At 71.1% G+C, this 20962-nt stretch carries 20 protein-coding genes; 6 read left to right on the top strand and 14 right to left on the bottom strand.

The features are described from left to right. Positions 1–71: 71 nt before the first annotated feature. Positions 72–860, bottom strand: a complete 789-nt coding sequence (locus tag TSO221_RS20130) for a sensor histidine kinase (RefSeq protein ID WP_109120309.1) — start codon at positions 858–860, stop codon at positions 72–74. 277 nt (positions 861–1137) lie between these two features. Here TSO221_RS20130 and fbaA point away from each other — a divergent pair, with 277 nt between their 5' ends. The 3 genes from fbaA to TSO221_RS36475 all read left to right on the top strand — a co-directional run bounded on the left by fbaA (position 1138) and on the right by TSO221_RS36475 (position 4350). Then, positions 1138–2232 (top strand): class II fructose-bisphosphate aldolase, encoded by a 1095-nt coding sequence (gene fbaA, locus TSO221_RS20125; RefSeq protein WP_109120308.1) that lies wholly within the window; start codon positions 1138–1140, stop codon positions 2230–2232. Positions 2233–2251: 19 nt separating this feature from the next. Further along, positions 2252–3685 (top strand): MFS transporter, encoded by a 1434-nt coding sequence (locus TSO221_RS20120; protein ID WP_109120307.1) that lies wholly within the window; start codon positions 2252–2254, stop codon positions 3683–3685. A 140-nt stretch (positions 3686–3825) separates the two neighbouring features. Further along, on the top strand, positions 3826–4350 hold the full coding sequence (locus tag TSO221_RS36475) for a hypothetical protein (RefSeq protein ID WP_247878148.1): 525 nt from the start codon (positions 3826–3828) through the stop codon (positions 4348–4350). A gap of 115 nt (positions 4351–4465) precedes the next feature. Here the strand turns inward: TSO221_RS36475 and ligD are convergent, their stop codons facing one another. From ligD to TSO221_RS20065, 10 genes are all read right to left on the bottom strand, one after another. Further along, positions 4466–5317: a non-homologous end-joining DNA ligase gene (gene ligD / locus TSO221_RS20110; RefSeq protein ID WP_109120306.1), complete on the bottom strand. Its 852-nt coding sequence runs from the start codon at positions 5315–5317 to the stop codon at positions 4466–4468. 76 nt (positions 5318–5393) lie between these two features. Then, the gene (gene rpoH, locus TSO221_RS20105) at positions 5394–6275 is read right to left on the bottom strand and encodes an RNA polymerase sigma factor RpoH (protein ID WP_109120305.1); all 882 of its coding nucleotides are present in this window, start codon (positions 6273–6275) and stop codon (positions 5394–5396) included. 534 nt (positions 6276–6809) lie between these two features. Continuing rightward, on the bottom strand, positions 6810–8006 hold the full coding sequence (uxuA, locus tag TSO221_RS20100) for a mannonate dehydratase (RefSeq protein WP_109120304.1): 1197 nt from the start codon (positions 8004–8006) through the stop codon (positions 6810–6812). Positions 8007–8028: 22 nt separating this feature from the next. Continuing rightward, the gene (locus TSO221_RS20095) at positions 8029–8724 is read right to left on the bottom strand and encodes a FadR/GntR family transcriptional regulator (protein ID WP_109120303.1); all 696 of its coding nucleotides are present in this window, start codon (positions 8722–8724) and stop codon (positions 8029–8031) included. A gap of 13 nt (positions 8725–8737) precedes the next feature. After that, a complete protein-coding gene (locus tag TSO221_RS20090) occupies positions 8738–9574 on the bottom strand; it encodes an ABC transporter permease subunit (protein WP_109120302.1) in 837 nt (278 codons plus the stop codon). A gap of 4 nt (positions 9575–9578) precedes the next feature. Beyond that, complete coding sequence (locus TSO221_RS20085) at positions 9579–10490, bottom strand: sugar ABC transporter permease (protein ID WP_109120301.1); 912 nt, start codon at positions 10488–10490, stop codon at positions 9579–9581. Further along, positions 10487–11563 carry an ABC transporter ATP-binding protein gene (locus tag TSO221_RS20080; protein ID WP_109120300.1) on the bottom strand — a complete coding sequence of 359 codons (1077 nt, stop codon included), beginning with the start codon at positions 11561–11563 and terminating at the stop codon, positions 10487–10489. Before TSO221_RS20080 ends, TSO221_RS20085 begins: the two co-directional genes overlap by 4 nt. 131 nt (positions 11564–11694) lie before the next feature. After that, the gene (locus tag TSO221_RS20075) at positions 11695–12879 is read right to left on the bottom strand and encodes an extracellular solute-binding protein (protein WP_247878147.1); all 1185 of its coding nucleotides are present in this window, start codon (positions 12877–12879) and stop codon (positions 11695–11697) included. Positions 12880–12976: 97 nt separating this feature from the next. Beyond that, positions 12977–13726, bottom strand: coding sequence for a sulfite exporter TauE/SafE family protein (locus TSO221_RS20070; RefSeq protein WP_109120298.1), 750 nt, complete (start codon positions 13724–13726; stop codon positions 12977–12979). Continuing rightward, the gene (locus TSO221_RS20065; RefSeq protein WP_109120297.1) at positions 13723–14598 is read right to left on the bottom strand and encodes a LysR substrate-binding domain-containing protein; all 876 of its coding nucleotides are present in this window, start codon (positions 14596–14598) and stop codon (positions 13723–13725) included. Before TSO221_RS20065 ends, TSO221_RS20070 begins: the two co-directional genes overlap by 4 nt. Positions 14599–14709: 111 nt before the next feature. Here TSO221_RS20065 and TSO221_RS20060 point away from each other — a divergent pair, with 111 nt between their 5' ends. The 3 genes from TSO221_RS20060 (at position 14710) to TSO221_RS20050 (ending at position 17755) form a co-directional block, all read left to right on the top strand. Next, complete coding sequence (locus TSO221_RS20060) at positions 14710–15879, top strand: mandelate racemase/muconate lactonizing enzyme family protein (RefSeq protein WP_109120296.1); 1170 nt, start codon at positions 14710–14712, stop codon at positions 15877–15879. Between the two features lie 99 nt (positions 15880–15978). Then, the gene (locus tag TSO221_RS20055) at positions 15979–16698 is read left to right on the top strand and encodes a hypothetical protein (protein ID WP_109120295.1); all 720 of its coding nucleotides are present in this window, start codon (positions 15979–15981) and stop codon (positions 16696–16698) included. Positions 16699–16861: 163 nt separating this feature from the next. After that, positions 16862–17755 carry a DMT family transporter gene (locus TSO221_RS20050; RefSeq protein WP_109120294.1) on the top strand — a complete coding sequence of 298 codons (894 nt, stop codon included), beginning with the start codon at positions 16862–16864 and terminating at the stop codon, positions 17753–17755. A 3-nt stretch (positions 17756–17758) separates the two neighbouring features. Here the strand turns inward: TSO221_RS20050 and TSO221_RS20045 are convergent, their stop codons facing one another. The 3 genes from TSO221_RS20045 to TSO221_RS20035 form a co-directional block, all read right to left on the bottom strand. Then, positions 17759–19294 carry an altronate dehydratase family protein gene (locus TSO221_RS20045; RefSeq protein ID WP_109120293.1) on the bottom strand — a complete coding sequence of 512 codons (1536 nt, stop codon included), beginning with the start codon at positions 19292–19294 and terminating at the stop codon, positions 17759–17761. After that, positions 19291–20775, bottom strand: coding sequence for a mannitol dehydrogenase family protein (locus TSO221_RS20040; RefSeq protein ID WP_109120292.1), 1485 nt, complete (start codon positions 20773–20775; stop codon positions 19291–19293). The genes TSO221_RS20045 and TSO221_RS20040 overlap by 4 nt, the downstream gene beginning before the upstream one ends. Further along, positions 20772–20962, bottom strand: a 191-nt coding sequence (locus TSO221_RS20035; RefSeq protein ID WP_247878146.1) for a glucuronate isomerase, incomplete at its 5' end; no start/stop codon positions are given. The genes TSO221_RS20035 and TSO221_RS20040, both read right to left, overlap by 4 nt.

Genomic DNA, 20962 nt, shown 5'->3' with positions numbered 1-20962 from the left:
CATCAGCATCCCGATCTCTTTTACGCGATGCAAACGGAATTGCGCAGGGACAAACCGAGGAAGGAGGCGCCTCAGAGCGCGCCGCAGGGGATGGAGACGGTGACCGAGGTGCCGTCGCGCCCGCCGAAGCGCACCCGCGCGCCGAGCTGCTCGGCCAGACGGCGGACCAGCGTCAGCCCGGTGCCGGCCGCGCCCCGGCGGCCGGGTGCGGGCGCGGAGCCTATGCCGTCGTCCTTCACCCGCAGCAGCAGCCGGCCGGCGCGGCGGCGCAGGGTCAGCTCGACGCAGCCCCCGCTGCGCCCGGTGAAGGCGTACTTCAGGGCGTTGGTCAGCAACTCGTTGGCGACGAGGGCGAGGGTGAGCGCCGCCCCGGCCTCCACCGGCACCGGCTGTGTGGCGATGCGCACCTCGATGCCGCGCTCCTCCGCGCCCATGGAGAAGGCGACGGCGCCGCCCAGGCGCTTCAGCAGCGCGCCGAGGTCGAGCACCGCGTCCTCGCTGCTCCCCTGCAGGGCCTGATGCACCAGGGCCACCGCCGACAGCCGCTCCTGCGTCAGCTGCAGGACCTCGCGCGCCTTCGGGTCGCGGATGTCGGCCAGCTCGATGGCGACCAGCGAGGCGATGGTGGCGAAGGCGTTCTTGGCGCGATGGTTGGTCTCGCGCAGCAGCAGCTCGGCGCGGCCCAGCTCGGCCTCCAGCGCGGCGACGCGGGCGCGCAGCGCGGCGGTCTCGGACTCGTCGTCCCCGCCGTTCCCGGCGGCGGCGCAGGCCAGCGCCCAGGCCGACCCGGCGGTGCCCGCCGGCGCCGCGGCCGGCAGCGGGAAGGGAGCGACGGCGCGCCGGAGAAGGTCTCGCCACATGGTCGTGGTCCTCACGTGCTTTCGCCCATGGTGCACCCCTATCGAAAGGGGTAGGTGTGAGATGGCTGTGGCCGGGCGGGGGCAGAATTGGGACATCGTTCCGAGGCGCTCCGGGACGGGAGAGAGGCCCAATCCGGGTGGACGAAACGTCTCACCCGATCGGTTCGGTTGCGGAAATGCGCGCGGTGGGGCAACGTCCCGCCCCAAACGCTGTTGGGCTTGCCGTCGGCTGGCCCTTGGCCGAACCCCAACCGACAAAAGTGAAAGGCGGAAACGCATGAGCACGACCACGGCCCCCACCCGGAGCACGCTGAAACCCGGCGTCGTCACCGGCGAGGACTACCGCACCCTCCTGGCGGCCTGCCGCGACGGCGGCTACGCCCTGCCGGCGGTCAACGTGATCGGCACCAGCACCATCAACGCCGTGCTGGAGTCCGCGGCCCGCAACAAGTCCGACGTCATCATCCAGCTGTCCAGCGGCGGCGCGCAGTTCTACGCCGGCCAGGGCATGAAGGATTCGGCGCAGGCGCGCGTCCTGGGCGCCGTCTCGGCCGCCCGCCACGTGGACCTGCTGGCCAAGGAGTACGGCGTGTGCGTCGTCATGCACACCGACCACGCCGCCAAGAAGCTGGTCCCCTGGGTCGAGGGCATGATCGCCCACTCGGAGGAGGAGTTCCGCCGCACCGGCAAGCCGCTGTTCAGCTCGCACATGCTGGACCTGTCGGAGGAGCCGCTGGAGGAGAACCTGGCGGAGTGCGCCCGCATCCTCAAGCGCCTCGCCCCCATGGGCATGAGCCTGGAGATCGAGCTGGGCGTCACCGGCGGCGAGGAGGACGGTGTCGGCTCGGAGGACCTGAGCGCCGACAACGCCCACCTCTACACCCAGCCGGAGGACGTGCTGCGCGCCTATGAGGTGCTCTCCTCCATCGGCCACTTCTCGGTGGCGGCGTCGTTCGGCAACGTGCACGGCGTCTACGCGCCGGGCAACGTCAAGCTGCGCCCGGAGATCCTGAAGAACTCGCAGGACCTCGTGGCGAAGACGCACGGCGGCGGCGAGAAGCCGCTCGCCCTGGTGTTCCACGGCGGTTCCGGCTCCGAGAAGGAGAAGATCGAGGAGGCGGTGCGTTACGGCGTGTTCAAGATGAACATCGACACCGACACGCAGTTCGCCTTCGCCTCGACCATCGGCAATTTCGTCTTCACCAACGAGAAGGCGTTCAAGCACCAGATCGATCCGGACACCGGCAAGCCCTACAAGAAGCTCTACGACCCGCGCGTCTGGCTGCGCGAGGGCGAGAAGGGCATCGCCACCCGCCTGGACGAGGCCTTCGCCGACCTGGGCGCCACCGGCAAGTCGCTGGCGGCCTCGTAAACGGAGGACGGGGGAGCGGGTGATCCACAGCACCGACATCCCCCACCGGCTGGACCGGCTCCCCTGGAGCCGGTTCCACTGGCTGGTGGTGGTGGCGCTGGGCATCACCTGGATCCTCGACGGGCTGGAGGTCACGCTGGCCGGTTCGCTGGCCGGGGCGCTGAAGGACAGCCCGACCCTGCGCTTCACCGACGCCGACATCGGCGACATGGGCAGCGCCTACATCCTCGGCGCGGTGATCGGCGCCCTGCTGTTCGGCTGGCTGACCGACCGCTGGGGGCGCAAGAAGCTCTTCTACATCACGCTGGCCGTCTACGCGGTCTCCACGCTGGCCAGCGCCTTCGCCTGGGACTACTGGAGCTTCGCGGCGTTCCGCTTCCTCACCGGCGCCGGCATCGGCGGCGAGTACGCGGCCATCAACTCCGCCATCCAGGAACTGATCCCGTGCCGCTACCGCGGCCGCACCGACCTCGCCATCAACGGCAGCTTCTGGGTGGGGGCGGCGCTGGGTGCCTTGGGCGCCGTGGTGCTGCTGGCGCCGGGATTCCTCGGGCCGGACGTCGGCTGGCGGATGGCGTTCGGCATCGGCGGGGTGCTGGCGCTGTTCATCATCTTCCTGCGCCGCTTCCTGCCGGAGAGCCCGCGCTGGCTGATGGTCAAGGGCCGCATCGGCGAGGCGGAGGCCATCGTCGAGGGCATCGAGGGCCGGGTGCGCGCCGCCCACGGGCGCGCGCTGGCGCCGGTGGCGGGGCCGGGCATCACGCTGGACCTGCGGCGCGACACCTCGATGGCCGCCGTCGCGCGGGTGCTGTTCACCCGGTACAAGCGGCGGTCCTTCCTGGGGCTGTCGCTGATGATCGCGCAGGCGTTCTTCTACAACGCCATCTTCTTCACCAACGTGCTGATCCTGACCAGGTTCTACGGCGTGCCGAACAGCGACGTCGGCTGGTACGTGCTGCCCTTCGCGCTGGGCAACTTCACCGGGCCGCTGCTGCTCGGGCCGCTGTTCGACACGTGGGGACGCAAGCCGATGATCGCGGCGACCTACGCGCTGTCGGGCGTGCTGCTGTTCGGCACCGGCTGGCTGTTCCTGCACGGGCTGCTGACCGCCACCACGCAGACCGTCGCCTGGAGCGTCATCTTCTTCGTCGCCTCGGCCGCCGCCAGCTCCGCCTACCTCACGGTCAGCGAGAGCTTCCCGCTGGAGGCGCGGGCGACGGCGATCTCGCTGTTCTACGCGCTGGGCACGCTGCTGGGCGGCGTGGCGGCGCCGTGGTTCTTCGGGCGGCTGATCGAGACCGGCGACCGCGCGCAGATCATGATGGGCTACGGCATCGCCGCGGCGCTGATGGTGATCGCCGCGGGCATCGAGCTGTGGATCGGCGTGCGGGCCGAGCGCCGGCCGCTGGAGAGCGTCGCCACCCCCTTGTGCAGCGTCGCCCCAGCCGAATGAGACGGCGGGCCTCGCTTGATGCGCCGCGAACCGCGCCCATATGGCTTTGACAGAGCTGCGGATTCCATCCGCCCGAGACCGCTTCCACTCCTGTCACCGGCGTTTTGAACCGGGCGCGCTGCCGCGCCGAGGAGGGCGACATGCGACCATCGATGACGTGGCGGTTCGAGACGCCGCGCCGGGTGTTCCTGGAAGGCCGCGGGCGCCGCGTCGAGCTGCGCTTCGTCGCCAGCGACACGGACGAGGGCTGGGACGTGCTGGTGAACGGCCGCCGCATGGCGCGCTGCCCGGAGCTGTCGGGCGCGCAGGAGCGGGCCATGATGCTGGTGGCCGGCTGCTCCCTCTTCCCCAACGCGGCCGAGCCTTGGGGCGAACTCTGCTACGACGCGCTGCTGCACCCGATTTTGACCGTGCCGCCGGGCGACGAGGCGGCGCTCGACCGGGCGATCAACGCGGTGGCCGAGGAGCTGGCGGTGCTCGGTGTGCTGTTAGTGGACCGCGACGAGCGCCCGGCGCACGGCGTGACCGACGAGGAGGCGGTGCTCGGCACGCTCGCCGTCTTCGGCCGGACCCTGCTGCAGCAGGGGGAGTTCGACGACGCGCTGGGCGTGGCGGACCTGATGGAACGGGTCGAGGAGCACGGGCGGAGGCGGGCGCGGGCGTAGCGGAGGCTGCTTGCCCCCACCCCTGACCCCTCCCCCGCTTCGCAGGGGAGGGGAAACGCGGCGACAGACTCCCTCCCCTGCGAAGCGGGGGAGGGGTCAGGGGTGGGGGCACGAGTCACCCCGGCAACCGCTGTTTCATCGAAAAGAACCCCTCCCACGCGTCCCCCCGCGGCGGGTCCGCCAGCGTGCGCCGGTTCACCTGGGGATCCTCGCTCAGCTCCTCCCACGTCAGGGGCGTGGCCACCGGCGCGCCCGGCCGTGCCCGCGTCGAATAGGCCGCCACCGCCGTCGCGCCGCGGCTGTTGCGCAGGTGGTCGAGGAAGATCAGTCCCTTGCGGGCCTCCTTCAGCGGGTTGGTGGTGTAGCGGTCCGGCTCCCGCCCGGCCAGCCGCGCCGCCACGTCGTGCGCGAAGGCCTTCGCCGCTTCCCAGTCCGCGGCGGGCTCGATGGGCAGCACCACGTGCAGGCCCTTGCCGCCGGTCGTCTTGACGAAGCCGCGCAGGCCCATGCCCTCCAGACCCGTGCGCAGCGTCCGCGCGCCCTCCACCACGCGCGCCCACGGCACGCCCTCGGCCGGGTCGAGGTCGAGGACGACGCGGTCCGGCCGCTCCAGGTCGTCGGCGGTGGCGCCCCAGGGGTGCAGCTCCAGCACGCCGGCCTGCACCAGCGCGACGATGCCGGCGAGGTCGTCCACCCCCACCCACTCCTCGTCGCCGCAGCGCAGCCGGCGCACCGCCTTGGGCAGGCCGGGCCAGGGGTGCTTCTGCACGAAGCAGGCGCCCTGGCGGCCGGACGGGCAGCGCACCAGCGTCAGCGGCCGGTTCGCCACGTGCGGCAGGATGCGCCCGGCCATCGAGACGTAGTACGCGGCGAGGTCGCGCTTGCTGACGCCCTGCTCCGGCCACAGCACCTTGTCGGGGTGGCTGAGGGTGACTCCGGCGATGTCGATGGTGTCGGCCTTGGGCACGGGCGGTCTCCAGCTGCTTCAGCGGAAGAACGCCGCACCACGGCATTCGCTCCCCGGTCAGATCGAGGGCCCGGCTCTACATCGTCCGCTGCGTCGTGGCGGTGACCAGCGCGCGGTGCTGCGCCATCACCGCCTTCTGCACCTTCTCGAACGCGCGGACCTCGAGCTGGCGGACGCGTTCGCGCGACACGTGGAAGCGCTGGCTCAGCTCCTCCAGGGTCACCGGCTCGTCGCTGAGGCGGCGGGCGACGAGGATCTGCCGCTCGCGGTCGTTCAGCGCGTCGAGGCCGAGCTTGAGGAAGCGCACGCGCTGCTGGCGCTCCTCGGACTCGGCCAGCAGCGTCTCCTGGCTGGAGCGCTCATCGACCAGCATGTCCTGCCACTCGCCGTCGCCGTCCTCGGTCAGGGCGGCGTTGAGCGAGCGGTCGCTGCCCAGGCGGCGGTTCATCTCGACCACCTCGGCCTCCGGGACGTCCAGCTCGGTGGCGATGGCGGCCACCGCCTCGGGCGAGAGGTCGCCGCTCTCCAGCTCCTGCATGCGGGCGCGCAGGCGCCGCAGGCTGAAGAACAGCTTCTTCTGCGCCGCGGTGGTGCCGATCTTCACCAGCGACCAGTTGTGCAGCACGTATTCCTGGATCGCCGCGCGCACCCACCACGAGGCGTAGGTGGCGAAGCGGAAGCCCTTGTCGGGGTCGAACTTGCGGGCGGCCGTCATCAGCCCCACATTGCCCTCGGCAACGAGGTCGGACAGCGGCAGCCCGTAGCCCTGGAAACCCTTCGCCATCTTGAACACCAGGCGAAGGTGGCTGCCCACCAGGGCGTCCAGCGCCCGCGCGTCCTGATGGTCCCGCCAGCGGATGGCAAGCTCCTGCTCGCGGGCCGGGGTCAGGTACTCGTACTTGCGGGCGTCCTTGAGATAGAGGTTCAGAGGGTCGGCGGATACCAGCGTTTCGGCCAATGCACGTCTCCTGATCCGACATCTGCGAAACGCCCCGTCAAAAATCCGTCCGGGTCGCCATGGCCAGCTGCAGGCCAGAGGGGCGAAGCACGGGACCGGAGGGTGGCTCGGGGCCAGCCGTCGTCAAGGAAAAGGGATGTCGGGAAGGACCCTTATCTGGTGTCCGTAGCCCTACAAATCAAGGGGGCGGACCTGGGGTCCCTCCCCCCGCTCCGCGGGGGGAGGGAAGGGTGGGGGCAGCGGCTTCGCCCGGTGGCGGATGGAACACCGTGGAACACTATGGAACAGTGTGCGGGGCGTGTTCAGTTCGTGGGGGGGTGGCCTTAAGGTGTATCAGACTTAATTCCTAGCATGGCTGGCCGAATCCAGCAAGGATTTCCGCTGGCCGGGGAGGCCGTTGCCCCCACCCAACCACAGGTCGTCCGCAAGTCGGGCGACCGCGCTCCGCCTACGATCGCCTTCGGCGCTCGTTGCCTTCGGCACCGGCTCCACGCCCCCTGCGGAGCAGGGGGAGGGGACTCACGGCAACCTTCCTTACACCGGCAGCCCCTTTATGCTGGCCACGGCGGTCATCACGCCGCGGATCTCCGCCAAGCCCTTCAGGCGGCCGATGGCAGGGTAGCCGGGGTGGGTCTTCTTGCCGACGTCGTCCAGCAGCTCGTGGCCGTGGTCGGGGCGGAAGGGCAGGCGCCAGCGCGGGTCGCCGGCGTCCTTGCGGCGCTTCTGCTCCTCCAGCATCGTCGTGACCACCGACACCATGTCGACGTCGCCGCCCAGGTGCTCGGCCTCCTGGAAGGAGCCGTCCGGCTCCTTCGTCACGTTGCGCAGGTGGACGAAGTGGACGCGGTCGGCGAAGCGCTTGGCCATCGCCGGCACGTCGTTGTTCACCCCGGCGCCCAGCGAGCCGGTGCAGAAGGTCAGGCCGTTGGCCTCCGATTTCACGGCGTCCAGCAGGTGGGCAAGGTCGTCCTCGGTGCTGACCACGCGCGGCAGGCCGAACAGCGGGCGCGGCGGGTCGTCGGGGTGGATGCCCATGCGGATGCCGACCTCCTCGGCGGTCGGGATCACCTCGCGCAGGAAGCGGGCGAGGCGCTCGCGCAGGCCGGCGGCGTCCATGCCCTTGAAGCGCGCGATCATCCGGCGCAGGCCGGGGATGTCGTAGCGGTCGAAGGCGCCGGGCAGGCCGGACATGATGTTGGACAGCAGTTGTTTCTTGTCGCTTTCCGAGGCCTTGTCGAACCACGCCCTGGCGCGGGCCAGCACCTCGGGCTTGTGGTCGGCCTCGGCGCCCGGGCGCTCCAGCATGTGGACGTCGAAGGCGGCGTGCTCGAAGGCGTTGAAGCGCAGCGCCGTGCCGCCGCCGGGCAAGGGCGCGCGCAGGTCGGTGCGCGTCCAGTCCAGCACCGGCATGAAGTTGTAGCAGATCATCGTGACGCCGCACTGCGCGAGGTTGCGCATCGACTGGCGGTAGTTGTCGAACAGCGGCGTCAGGTCGCCTTCGCCGATCTTGATGTCCTCGTGGATCGGCAGGCTCTCCACCACGCTCCAGCGCAGGTCGAGGCTCTTGTCGCCCTCGATCATCGCCTTGCGCTTCTCGATCTCCGCCACCGGCCAGACGACGCCGTAGGGGATCTCGTGCAGCGCGTTGACGACGCCGGTGGCGCCCGCCTGCCGGATGTGGTTGAGCTGGATCACGTCGTTCGGGCCGAACCAGCGCCAGGTCTGTTCCATGATGGCAAGTCTCCTTGAAGGGTCAGCCGCTGCTGTCGCCGCACAGCATCACCTCCTCCACCTGGGCGAGGTGGGCGTGCATGGCGTCGCGGGCGGCGGCGGGGTCGCGGCGGCGCAGGGCGTCGAGGATGCGGGAGTGGTCGGTGACCATCGAGGGTTCGTAGTCGGTCAGGCCGGTGCGGCGGCGCAGCGTGACGAACACCGGGGCGGCCATCATGCGCGCCCACAGCTCCTCGATCACCGACACCAGCACCGGGTTGCCGGTCGCCGCGGCGATGCGCACGTGGAACAACCGGTCGGACTGCAGGGTGTCCCGCCCGTCGGCCACCGCCGCCTCGATCATCGCCATGGCCCCGGCGATGCCGGCCAGATCCTCCGCCGTGGCGTTCCCGGCGGCGGCGGCGGCGATCTCGCCCTCGATCATCCGGCGGGCGCGGATCAGGTCGAGGGGGTTCTGCGTCGGGTCGGGCGGCGCCTCGGAGTCCTGCGGCGGCTGGACGTAGATGCCGGAGCCGGTGCGCACCTCGACCAGTCCGGCGATCTCCAGCGCCACCATCGCCTCGCGCAGCACCGGGCGGCTGACGCCCAGGCTGCGGGCGAGGTCGCGTTCCGGCGGCAGGCGGTCGCCGGGGGCGAACTCGCCCCGGCGGATCAGGGCGCCGATCTGCCCGGCGATCTGCTGGTAGAGGCGTTGGCTCTCGATGGCCTGGAAGGGCATGGGTCGGCTCCCCTCAGGAGGTCTTCTTGACGCGGGTGACGAGCTGCGTCGGATCGACGAAGCGCAGCGCGATGAACAGCCAGATCAGCGTCGTCGCCATGTAGATCATCGCCATGGCATCCACCGACTGCCCGGCGCGCACGCCGGCGGCGAACACCGAGTAGTACAAGGCCACCACCAGCGTCTGGCTGCTGGGGCCGGCGGTCAGGAAGGTCAGCTCGAACATGGCCACCGTGCGCACCAGCACCAGGAGGCCGGCCGCCAGCATGCCCGGCGCCAGCAGCGGCACCAGCACGTAGGCGAACACCTTGAAGGTGTTGGCGCCGAAGACGCGGGCCGCCGATTCCAGCCTGGGGTCGATCTGCTCGATGAATGGGGTCATCACCAGGATGACGAAGGGCACGGTGGGCACGAGGTTGGCCAGGATCACGCCGGTCATGGTGCCGGCGAGGTGCACCTGGTAGAGCACGGTGGCCAGCGGGATGCCGTAGGTGATCGGCGGCACCAGCAGCGGCAGCACGAACAGCAGGGTCAGCAGCTTCTTGCCGCTGAATTCGCGCCGGGCCAGCGCGTAGGCGGCCGGCACGCCGAGCAGCAGGGAGAGCACGACCACCGCCAGCACCACCTCCATGGTGACCAGCAGCACGTCCCAGAGCTGGAACTCGTCCCACGCCGAGAAGTACCAGCGCGTGGTGTAGCCGGCCGGGAACCATGTGCCGAGCCAGCGCGTGGCGAAGGAGTTCACCCCCACCGCCGAGATCAGGCCGAAGAGGTTCAGCAGGAAGAAGCCGATGACCAGCCAGATCAGGCTGTTCCACAGCTTCGCGGGCAGACTGTCGACGCTGCGCATGGGATCAGCCTTTCCCGCTGCCCATCGGGCCGCGGTAGAAGAGGGTGCGGGCGCCGAGCACCGCCACGACGACGACCAGCTGCACCGCGCCCATGATCATGGCGATGGCCGAGGCCATGGAGTGGTCGTACTGCTCGAACGCGGCCTGGTAGGCGGCGATGGAGATGACGCGGGTCGGGCCGGCGGGCGCGCCCAGCAGCACCGCCGACGGGAACACCGAGAACGCCTGCACGAAGGCGAGGCAGAACGCGACGGCCAACCCGGGGACCAGCAGCGGCAGGAAGATGTGGCGGAAGCGCGAGGCCGGCCCGGCGCCCAGCGTCGCCGCCGCCTGCGGCAGCGCCGGGTCGATGCCGGTGACGTAGGACAGCGTCAGCAGGAAGACGAACGGGAAGCCGGTGATCACCAGCGACAGGAAGACGCCCCAGTAGTTGTGGATGAGGCGCACCGGCGAGCCGATGACGCCCAGCTCGATCAGCGTGCGGTTCAGCCAGCCCTGCGGCCCCAGGTAGGTCAGCAGCCCCTCGGCGACCAGCACGGTGCCCAGCGTGATCGGGATCACCAGGATGGTGGTGAGGATCCGCTGCCAGCGGAAGTGCCGGACCTGGAAGGCGATGGGCAGCGCCAGCGCCATGTTGATCAGCGTCGCCGGCAGGCCCAGCCACATGGTGGTGCCGATGGTGTCGTACAGGTACGGGTCGCTGAAGAACTTGGCGTAGTTGGCGAACAGTCCGCCCGCCGCCGGCTGGAACGACAGCACCAGCCCGTAGGCGAACGGGTAGATGAACAGCAGCACGACGAAGGCCGCGGCCGGCAGCACCAGCAGGGTGATGCGGTCCCACCCCGCCGCGGCGAGGCGGCGGCGCAGGTTGGGCCGGTCGGCGGCGGAGCCCGAGAGGGCGGTCTGGCTGGTCATGCGCCCTCCTCGGCGGCGAACAGCAGCACGCGCTCGGGAGATGCCCGCAGGTGCACCGGCTCGTCGAGGGAGAGGCGCTGGTGCGAGCGGAAGTGCAGCAGCAGCCCGTCGGCGGTCAGCGCGGTGGCGGCGTATTCGCGGCCGACGAACTCGACGCTCTCGACCACGCCGGGGATGGCACCGGGGCCGTCCTCGCCGGGGATCAGCTCCTCCGGCCGGATGGCGACGGACGCCCGGCCGGAGCCGAGCGCGCCGCGCGGCGTGCCGGCCAGCCGGATGCCGTCGCGCACGACGATGGCGCGCTCGGCGCCGCCGTCCTCGACGCGCCCCTCGAAGACGTTGCGGTAGCCCATGAAGCGGGCGACGTCGAGCACGGCGGGGCGGGCGTACAGCTCCTCCGGCGTGCCGATCTGGCGCACCCGGCCGTCGCGCAGCACGACGATGCGGTCGGCCAGCGACAGCGCCTCGTCCTGGTCGTGGGTGACGTAGACGGTGGAGCGGCCCAGCTCGTTGTGGATGCGGCGGATCTCGTGCCGCATGTCGAGGCGCAGCCGGGCGTCCAGGTTGGACAGCGGCTCGTCCATCAGCACCAGCGGCGGCTGCACGACGATGGCGCGGGCGATGGCGACGCGCTGCTGCTGGCCGCCGGAGAGCTGGCCGGGCAGCTTGCCGACGTGCGCCTCCAGCTGCACCATGCGGACCGCGTCGTCGATGCGCGGGTCGGCCTCGTGCCTGGGCACGCCGCGCATGGCGAGGCCGAAGCCGATGTTCCGGCGCACGGTCATGTGCGGGAACAGCGCGTAGTTCTGGAACACCATGCCGAAGCCGCGCCGCTCCGGCGGCAGCTCGTCGATGCGGCGGTCGTCCAGCCAGATGCTGCCGCCGGTCAGCGGCAGCAGCCCGGCGAGGCAGTTGAGCGCCGTCGACTTGCCGCAGCCCGACGGGCCGAGCAGCGCGATGAACTCGCCGCGCCGGATCGTCAGGGTGAGGTCCTGCAGCGCCATGACGCCGTCGAACCCGCGGCTGACGCGGTCCAGCCGGATCTCGCCGAACGTGTGGTCGGCCTTTGCCATGTGGGTCTCCCGTCTAAGCCCCTCCCCCCTCGCGGGGGAGGGGTTTGGGGAGAGGGGGTGACTTGGCCGCTGCGCGGCGCCACCCTCTCCCCAACCCCTCTCCCGTCAAGGGAGAGGGGCTTATTGGCCGCCTACTTCGTCTTCGCCGCGCCGACGCGCTCGTCCCAGAGGCGGAAGGCGTCGACCAGCCCCTTGGCGTCGAGCGGCAGCTCGATCGGGTTGTCGGCGATCAGCTGCTCGTACTCGGGCCGGCCGTACTCCTTGATGGCGGCCTGACTCTCGGCCGGGGCCATGGCGAGCGTCACGTCCTTCACCGCCGGGCCGGGGTAGAAGTAGCCCTCGTCGTAGGCGTAGGCCTGCTGCTCGGGCTTCAGCAGGAACGCCATGAGGTCGAGCACGACCGCCAGCCGCTCCGGCGCCAGCCCCTTCGGCACCACCATGTAGTGGGCGTCGGCCACCCAATGGAACCCCTTCAGCGTCGTCACCTGCGCCGACTTCGGCACGGTGCCGAGCACGCGCGGGTTGATGTCCCAGCCGGTGGTCGAAGCGACGATGTCGCGCGAGCCCTCGCCCAGCTCCTTCATGGTCGCGGTGGTGCCGGACGGGTAGTACTCGATGCAGGAGTTCAGCTCCTTCAGGTAGGCCCAGGTCTTCTCCCACCCCTGCACCGGGTCCTTCGGGTCCTTGTCGCCCAGCAGGTAGGGCAGGCCCATCAGGAAGGTGCGGCCGGGGCCGGAATTGGCCGGGCGGGCGTACATGAACTTGCCGGGGTTGGCCTTGCAGTACGCCAGCAGCTCGTCGGCGGACTTGGGCGGATTCTTGACGCGCTCCGGCGCGTACTCCAGCAGCGGGCCGGAGGGGTAGTAGGTGACGACGATGCCCTGGTTGGACGCCAGCGTCTGCATCTTCGCCGCCGCCGGCAGGTAGCCGGCCTCCAGGTTCGGGAACTTCCCGGCGTAGGCCGGCAGCAGCGGCTGCCACAGCCCCTGCTCGATGCCCGCCGCCAGCCCGTCGGTGCCGGTCAGCACGAGGTCGATGTCGACCCGGCCGGCGTTCTGCTGCGCCTTGACCTTGCCGGCCAGCTCGGGCGCCGGTGCCTTGGTGAAGGTGAAGCGGGCGACCCGGTTCGGGTTGGCCTTGCGGTAGTTCTCGATGGCCTTCTGCGTCAGCGCCAGATTGCCGGCGACGTCGATGACGTTGATCGTCACCGGGTCCTTGGGAAAGGCGGGAACCTGCGCACCCGCCGGCATCGCCGCCAGCACGCCCGCCGACATCAGACCCGCCAACACCATACGCCGTCCCTTGCCCGTGAGCATGGCCGTCCTCCCCATGATTTCGTTGCGGGAATGTTAGTGTGCCAAACATAATCCTGTCAAGGGGCCAAGTGGCCTGACCAATTTTACCGGCGTTCGCTCAGGCAAGCCCCTTGGCGATCATGCTGATCCCCATGACGAACAGCGTCGCCAGCACGAGGTTGCGGAACAGCGCGGGCGAGGCGCGGTGGCGGATGCGCTGTCCGATGGCGAGGCCCAGCGCCACGGCCGGCAGGCCGAGCGCCGAGACCAGCAGGTCGTCGAGCCCGAGGATGCCCAGCGTCGACAGCCCCGCCCCCAGCACCAGCGTGCCGACGAGGAACATCACGCTGGCGGCGAAGACGAAGGCGTGCGCGCCCAGCCCGATGGCCAGGAAGGCCTGCAGCGCCGGGAAGCCGTAGAACGAGGTCATGCCGCCCAGCACGCCGGTTATCGCCCCGGCGGCCAGCAGCAGCGGCAGCCGCATGCGGCCCTCGACCCGCGGGATGCGGCCCGTCAGCTGCATCAGCGCCACCACCTCGATCATCACGCCGACCATCAGGTAGAGCGCCTTCGGGTCCATGGACGGCATCAGCCGCACGGTGGCCAGCATCACCGGGTAGAGCGCCGCCAGCAGCGGCCAGATGGAGCGGACGACCGCGGCGTGCGCCCGCGTCTCGACCATCTGCACGAGATTGGCGGCGAAGGTCGGCACCAGCGCCCAGGCGATGGCCTGCGGCACCGGCATCACCTGCGCCAGCAGCGGCACCGACACCATCGGGAAGCCGAAGCCGGCCGCCCCCTTGACCACGCCGGCCAGCGTGAACACCGCCAGCGCCCAGGCGATCAGCGGCCACCCGAAGCCCATCATGCCACGAGTTTCCAGAACGCCTCGGCGGCCGGGCTCATGCGGCTGCGGGGGCGGAACAGGTGGACCTCGATGGCGACGGTCCACTCCTCGCCGCCGGCCGCGGCCAGGGTTCCGCGCTCCAGGTCGTCGCGGACCAGCGTGCGCGGCAGCCACGCCACGCCGCGGCCCTCCTGCGCCATGCCGCGCAGCAGGACCGCCTGGCGGGCCATGAACACCGGGGTCAGCCACGCCGCGCGCGCCGCCAGCGCCACGTCCACGGCGCGGCCAAGCGCCGAGCCCTCGGCGTAGGCGAGGTAGGGCAGCGGCGCCCCGGGCCGGCCGGGCAGGCGGAAGCCGGCGTCCGGCGCCGTCACCGGCACCAGCACATCCTCGCCGACGCGGACCGAGCGGAACTGCCGGGCGTCCAGCCGGCCGGGCGCCGCCGGGTGCTGGTGGCAGAGCATGAACTGGCTCTGCCCGGACAGCAGGAGCTGCTCGCACGCCGCCGTGGTGTCGGAATCCAGCCGGACCGCGCCGACCCGCGCCTGCGCCTCCAGCGCGCGCAGCCATTCCGGGAAGAAGGTCAGCGACAGCGAGTGCGTGGCGGCGAAGCGCAGCGTCGTCGCCGCGGCGTCCATGGCGTGGCGGGCTTCGTCGCGGCCCTGGTGCAGGCGGCGCAGCGTCTCGTCGGCGGCGGGGCGGAAGCGGACGCCGGCTTGCGTGAGCGCCACCGGCTGGACGGCGCGGTCGAACAGCGGCGCGCCGACCCAGTCCTCCAGCGCGCGGATGCGGCGGCTGAAGGCCGGCTGCGTCAGGTGCCGCGCCTCGGCGGCGCGCGAGAAGCTGCCGCACTCGGCCAGCGCCAGGAAATCGTCGAGCCAGGTGATGTCCACGGAAGTGATGCCGTTCCCGCATTGAGCGATGCCAACTTGGCATTCGCGCGGTTGTCCGTCCACCGCCACACTCCATCTCCCCATTGCGCGCACCAACGGGAGGAAGCCCCCATGCGCATCGTCGAGATCCGTGAGAAGACCGTGTCCATCGCCTCGGACATCGCCAACGCCTACATCGACTTCTCCAAGATGACCTGCTCGGTGGTGGCCGTGGTCACCGACGTGATCCGCGACGGCAGGCCGGTGGTCGGCTACGGCTTCAACTCCAACGGCCGCTACGGCCAGGGCAGCCTGATGCGCGAGCGCTTCATCCCGCGCCTGATGGAGGCCAGGCCCGACAGCCTGATCGACGAGGCCAACGGCACCCTGGATCCCTTCAGGATCTGGGACCGCATGATGATCAACGAGAAGCCGGGCGGACACGGCGAGCGCTCGGTCGCCGTCGGCACCATCGACATGGCGGTGTGGGACGCGGTGGCGAAGATCGAGGGCAAGCCGCTCTACCGCCTGCTCGCCGACCGCTACCGCGGCGGGCAGGCCGACGACAAGGTGTGGGTCTACGCGGCGGGCGGCTACTACTACCCGGGCAAGGGCGTGGACAAGCTCAAGGACGAGATGAAGAGCTACCGCGACCGCGGCTACAAGGTGGTCAAGATCAAGATCGGCGGCGCCTCGCTGGCCGAGGACCTGGAGCGTATCGAGGCGGTCATCGACGTGGTCGGCGAGGGGCGCAACCTGTGCGTCGACGCCAACGGCCGTTTCGACCTGAACACCGCGCTGGACTACGCCGAGGCGATGGAGCGCTACGACCTGTTCTGGTACGAGGAGGCGGGCGATCCCCTGGACTACGTCATCCAGAACGAGCTGGCCGAGGCCTACGGCAACCCGTTGGCCACCGGCGAGAACCTGTTCTCGCACCAGGACGCGCGCAACCTCGTGCGCTACGGCGGCATGCGGCAGGACCAGGACTTCATGCAGTTCGACTGCGCGCTGAGCTATGGGCTGGTCGAGTACATGCGCACGCTCAAGGTGCTGGAGGAGAACGGCTGGTCGAGCCGGCGCGTGGTGCCGCACGGCGGCCACCAGATGTCGCTGAACATCGCCGCCGGCCTGCACCTGGGCGGCAACGAGTCCTACCCCGACGTCTTCAAGCCGTTCGGCGGCTTCGCCGACGGCATCGCGGTGGAGGACAGCTGGGTCCGCCTGCCGGACGTGCCGGGCATCGGCTTCGAGGCGAAGGGCGAACTGCACGCGCTGCTGACGCGTGAATTGATGGAGTGACGCCTACCCCGCCGAACGGGGTGGCCCCGAGTTGCCATGGACCTCGCGCCCGCGGCGGGCGTTTCATGGGCGGGTCACCAACGGCGCCGAGGCGGTGCGATGCAGGGTCCGGCCGGCACCCATGCGGGTCCATGGGACGACGTCCGCCACGCGGCGGCGACCAGCGGCCAGCGCCAGCTGCGCGAGCGGCTGGCGCGCCAGCAGCGCCGCACCGCGTATCTCGGCATGGCGGCGACGTGGCTGGTCTTCCTGATGATCGGCCTCGCCGTCGCGTTCGAGGCGGTGGTGCCGGTGGACTGGCTGTGGTTCCCGATCGGGCTGTCGCTGGGGCTCAAGCTGTTCTGGCACATCGCCTACCGGCTGTGGCCGCGCAGCCGCGCCAACGCGCCGGACCGCGCGCTGGCCGCCGCACGGCGGGAGATCGGCGGGCGGCTCCAGCCTGTCGCCGACGCCATCAACAACGATTTGCGCCGGCGCACGCAGCGGCAGGGCCGCGTCTCGGTGCGCGCCGCCGAGGCGGTGGAGTTCCTGGGCGAGCTGATGCGCGCCGCGCAGGGCTTTCCCTTCACGCTGCGCCCGCGCTCCTGGCGGCCGTCGGCGGTGGCCGTCGCCACCTTCGCGCACGGCGCCGCGGCGGACGCCATCGTCGTCGCGCTGGTGATCGCCATCGCCGGGGTGACGGTGCCGCTGCTGACCGGGTCGGTCACCATCCTGGCGTTCTGCGTGGTGGCCGCCGACCTGCTGTCGGCGGTCTGGCTGGCCGAGCGGCGGCTGGCCGCCATCGCCGCCCTGGTGGAGTGGCGCATCGACGAGCCCTGACTCCGAGATCCCTGACTCCGGACGGGGCCATGACCGTTCCGCGATGCAGCGTCCCGATGCCGGGGGTTGTTGGGTGGGCGAATCACCCGGTACGCTGTCCAACTGATATATCGGACGGCGCACGCCGCGGAACATCGGTACAATGGACTCCCTGGAACGAGTGATGCCTTCGGCCGTCGCGGCCGCGGAGGCGCGGCGGTCGGCGCGGGCCGGCATCGCCTGGATGGTGTTCGCCACCCTGCTGTTCGTCACCCAGGACGCGGTGGCCCGCGTCCTGGTGAAGAGCTTCCCGGTGGCCGAGGTGGCGTGGGCGCGCTTCGCCGTGCACTTCGCCATCGCGGCGGTGCTGCTCGGCCTGCGCTCGCCGCGGCTGATGGTGTCGGCACGGCCGGGCTTGCAGCTCGTGCGGTCGGGCCTGCTGCTGTCGGTCACGCTGCTGTCGACGACGGCGCTGGGCATCCTGCCCTTCGTCGATCTGGCGGCCATCGTCAACGTCACGCCGGTTCTGGTGACGCTGCTCTCCATCCCCATGCTGGGCGAGAAGGTGGGCTGGCGGCGCGGCATGGCGGTGGCGGCGGGGTTCGCCGGCGCCATGCTGATCGTCGGGCCGGCGAGCGGCATGTTCCAATGGGCGGTGCTGCTGCCGCTGGCCTCGGCGACGGCCTACGCCTTCTATCAGATCGTCACGCGCCAGCTGCAGGCCAGCGACCCGACGATGACGACCTTCTTCTACACCAGCTCGGTCGGCACGCTGGTGTGCTCGGCCGCGCTGCCGTTCGTGTGGGTGACGCCGGACCTCGTGTCGGCGGCGCTGATGGCGCTGCTGGGCAGCCTCGGGGCGTTCAGCCACTTCTGCATGATCCGCGCCTTCACCGCAGCACCCGCGGCGACGGTGGCGCCGTTCAACTACACGACGCTGGTGTGGGCGGCGCTGTGCGCCGTCGTCCTGTTCGGCGAGGTGCCCGCCGCGACGACCATCGCCGGCGCGCTGATGATCGTCGCCAGCGGGGTGTACATCGTGTACCGGGAGCAGAGGCGGGTGCGGGTGGGGGCATAAGCCCTACATCACCGCGCCGAGCTGCCAGGGCACGAACTCGTTGTCGCCGAAGCCCAGCGCCTCGCTCTTGGTCTGCTTGCCCGACGCGGTGTCGAGCATCAGCTGGAAGATGCGCCGGCCCATCGTCTCGATGTCCGCCTCGCCGGTGATGATCGGGCCGCAGTCGATGTCCATGTCCTCGCTGAGGCGGCGGTACATCTCGGTGTTGGTGGACAGCTTCAGGCACGGCGCCGGCTTGAAGCCGGAGACCGAGCCGCGGCCGGTGGTGAAGCACACCAGGTTCGCCCCGCCGGCGATCTGCCCGGTCGCCGACACCGGGTCGTAGCCCGGCGTGTCCATGAACACGAAGCCCTTGGCGGTCACCGGTTCGGCATACTTGTAGACATCGACGAGGTTCGTCGTGCCGCCCTTGGCGACGGCGCCCAGCGACTTCTCCAGGATGGTGGTCAGGCCGCCCTTCTTGTTGCCGGGCGAGGGGTTGTTGTTCATCTCGCCGCCCTGGCGCTCGGTGTACTCCTCCCACCAGCGGATGCGGTCGACCAGCTTCTCGCCGACGGCGCGGCTGACGGCGCGGCGGGTCAGCAGGTGCTCGGCGCCGTAGACCTCCGGCGTCTCGGACAGGATGGCGGTGCCGCCGTTGCACACCAGTAGGTCGGCCGCGGCGCCCAGCGCCGGGTTGGCGGTGACGCCGGAATAGCCGTCGGAGCCGCCGCACTGCAGCCCGACCACCAAGCCGCTGGCCGGCACCGTGGTGCGGCGCGCCTTGTCGGCGTGCGGCAGCATCTCGCGGACCATCGCGACGCCGGCCTGGGCGGTGGTGCGGGTGCCGCCGCTGTCCTGGATCTTCATCACCTGGAACAGCGGCCCCGGCGTGATGCCGTAGGCGTCGAGCAGGAAGTCGATCTGGTTGACCTCGCAGCCGAGGCCGACCATCAGCACGCCGGCGAAGTTCGGGTTGCGGGCATAGCCCCACAGCGTGCGCTGCAGGATGTCGTAGCCTTCGCCGCTGCCGGCCATGCCGCAGCCGGTGCCGTGCGTCAGCGCCACCACGCCGTCGACGTTGGGGAAGTGCGGCAACAGCTCGCGCTCCGCCGTCTGGGCGATCATGCGGGCGACGGTGGCCGAGCAGTTCACGCTGGTCAGCACGCCGATGAAGTTGCGCGTGCCGACCCGCCCGTCGGGGCGGACGAAACCCCGGAAGGTGGCGCGCCCCTCCTCCGGCACAAAGGGGGTCGGGTGGGCGTCGGCGCCGAAGGCGTAGTCGCGCTCGAACGCGTGCAGGCCGAGGTTCTGGACGTGCACGTGCTCGCCCGGGCCGATGTCCTCGGTGGCGAAGCCGATGATCTGGTTGTAGCGGCGCACCGGCTCGCTGGCGCGGATTGCCGCGGTGGACACCTTGTGGCCGGCCGGGATGGCGTCGCGGGTGGTGATGCCCTCGCCGGGCAGGGCGGTGCCGGCCGGCAGCTCGGCGCGGGCGATCACCACGTTGTCGGCGGGGTTGAGGCGGATGACCGGGGAGAGGGCGGCGACGGTGCTCATGATTTTGCTCCCGATAGGGCCTCCACGGTGCGGCGGGCACCGTCCTTCAACAGGCGGCCCAGGGCGGCGGTGACGGCGGCGCGGAAGATTTCGTTCTGCGGCAGGTCGTCGCCGAACACCTCGCGCACCGACAGCAGGGCGGGGGCGAGCGATTCCGCGTCCATCCCCGCCGGCGCGGTGACGGCGGCGAGGCGCCCGGCCAGCGGGTCGCGGACGTCGATGGGCTGGTCCTGCTCGTCGCGGCCGGCGACGTAGCGCATCCAGGCGGCGACGCTCAGCGCCATGCGGTCGATGGGGGCGCCGATGGCCAGACGCTCGCGGATCGGGGCGAGCAGGCGCGGCGGCAGCTTCTGCGAGCCGTCCATGGCGATCTGCCAGGTGCGGTGCTTCAGCGCCGGGTTGGCGAAGCGCTCCAGCAGCGCCGCCTTGTAGCGCCCGAGGTCGGCGCCGGGCGGGACCTTGAGGGTCGGCGTCACCTCCTCGTCCATCAGGCCGCGGATCAGGCGGGCGTAGGCCGGGTCGGCGATGGCGTCGGACACCGTCTGGTAGCCGGCGAGGTAGCCGAGGTAGGCCAGCGTCGAGTGGCTGCCGTTCAGCAGGCGCAGCTTCATCGTCTCGTAGGGGTGGACGTCGGCGACCAGCTCGGCGCCCTCCAGCTCCCACGCCGGCCGGCCGGCGGGGAAACGGTCCTCGATGACCCATTGCGAGAAGGGCTCGGTCATCACCGGCCACGCGTCCTCGCAGCCGAGGGCGCGGGTGACGGCGGCACGGTCGTCCTCGGTGGTGGCCGGGACGATGCGGTCGACCATGCTGTTCGGGCAGGCGACATTATCGGCCACCCACCGCCCGAACTCCGGGTCGCGCAGCGCGGCGAAGCGGCGCAGGATGCCGGCCAGGGTGTCGCCGTTGCTCGGCAGGTTGTCGCAGGACAGCACGGTGAAGGGAGGCACGCCGGCCTTGCGGCGGCGGTCCAGCGCCTCCACCAGGAAGCCCGCCGCGGTCTCCGGCCGCTGTGGAGTCTCCAGGTCGTGGCGGATGCCCGGGTGGTCCTCGTTGAGGGCGCCGGTCGCCGGGTCGTGGCAGTAGCCCTTCTCGGTGACGGTCAGCGTGACGACGCGGACGGCGGGGCGGGTCAGCCGCTCCAGCACCGCCTCGGGATCCTCGGGCGCCACCAGCGCCTCGGTGATCGCGCCGACGACGCGCAGGTGGGCGCCCCCGGCGTCGCGCACCGCGACGGTGTAGAGCCCGCCCTGCGGCGCCAGCGCGTCGCGGGTGTCGGGGCTGCGCAGGCTGACGCCGCAGATGCCCCAGGGGCCGAAACTTCGGGTCAGCGCGTTCTCGGTGTAGACCGCCTGGTGCGCGCGGTGGAAGGCGCCGATGCCCAGGTGGACGATGCCGGTGGTCAGAGCCGCGCGGTCGTAGCCGGGGCGGGCGACGTCGGCGGGCAGGGTGGACAGTCCCTCGGGATGCAGGCGGGTCACAGCTTGTACGCCTTCTTGGCCAGGGTGTAGGCGAGGTCGACCGCGAGCTCCGCGGCCTCGTCCTCGTCCAGGCGGTGCTCGGCGACCAGACGGGCCAGGAAGGCACAGTCGATGCGCCGCGCCACGTCGTGGCGGGCCGGGATCGAGCAGAAGGCGCGGGTGTCGTCGTTGAAGCCGACGGTGTTGT

This window comes from Azospirillum sp. TSO22-1, assembly GCF_003116015.1.
GTDB lineage: Bacteria > Pseudomonadota > Alphaproteobacteria > Azospirillales > Azospirillaceae > Azospirillum.
This window is presented reverse-complemented; position numbering and strand designations above follow the sequence as displayed.

Bases quoted from the DNA above. Each gene is read 5' to 3' on its own strand.
- TSO221_RS20060 (WP_109120296.1), top strand. From the start codon at position 14,710: ATGCGCATCGTCGAGATCCGTGAGAAGACCGTGTCCATCGCCTCGGAC.
- TSO221_RS20080 (WP_109120300.1), bottom strand. From the start codon at position 11,563: ATGGCAAAGGCCGACCACACGTTCGGCGAGATCCGGCTGGACCGCGTC.
- TSO221_RS20075 (WP_247878147.1), bottom strand. From the start codon at position 12,879: ATGCTCACGGGCAAGGGACGGCGTATGGTGTTGGCGGGTCTGATGTCG.
- TSO221_RS20045 (WP_109120293.1), bottom strand. From the start codon at position 19,294: ATGAGCACCGTCGCCGCCCTCTCCCCGGTCATCCGCCTCAACCCCGCC.
- uxuA (WP_109120304.1), bottom strand. From the start codon at position 8,006: ATGGAACAGACCTGGCGCTGGTTCGGCCCGAACGACGTGATCCAGCTC.
- TSO221_RS20085 (WP_109120301.1), bottom strand. From the start codon at position 10,490: ATGACCAGCCAGACCGCCCTCTCGGGCTCCGCCGCCGACCGGCCCAAC.
- TSO221_RS20095 (WP_109120303.1), bottom strand. From the start codon at position 8,724: ATGCCCTTCCAGGCCATCGAGAGCCAACGCCTCTACCAGCAGATCGCC.
- TSO221_RS36475 (WP_247878148.1), top strand. From the start codon at position 3,826: ATGCGACCATCGATGACGTGGCGGTTCGAGACGCCGCGCCGGGTGTTC.
- TSO221_RS20090 (WP_109120302.1), bottom strand. From the start codon at position 9,574: ATGCGCAGCGTCGACAGTCTGCCCGCGAAGCTGTGGAACAGCCTGATC.
- TSO221_RS20050 (WP_109120294.1), top strand. From the start codon at position 16,862: ATGCCTTCGGCCGTCGCGGCCGCGGAGGCGCGGCGGTCGGCGCGGGCC.
- TSO221_RS20130 (WP_109120309.1), bottom strand. From the start codon at position 860: ATGTGGCGAGACCTTCTCCGGCGCGCCGTCGCTCCCTTCCCGCTGCCG.
- TSO221_RS20055 (WP_109120295.1), top strand. From the start codon at position 15,979: ATGCAGGGTCCGGCCGGCACCCATGCGGGTCCATGGGACGACGTCCGC.
- fbaA (WP_109120308.1), top strand. From the start codon at position 1,138: ATGAGCACGACCACGGCCCCCACCCGGAGCACGCTGAAACCCGGCGTC.
- TSO221_RS20070 (WP_109120298.1), bottom strand. From the start codon at position 13,726: ATGATGGGCTTCGGGTGGCCGCTGATCGCCTGGGCGCTGGCGGTGTTC.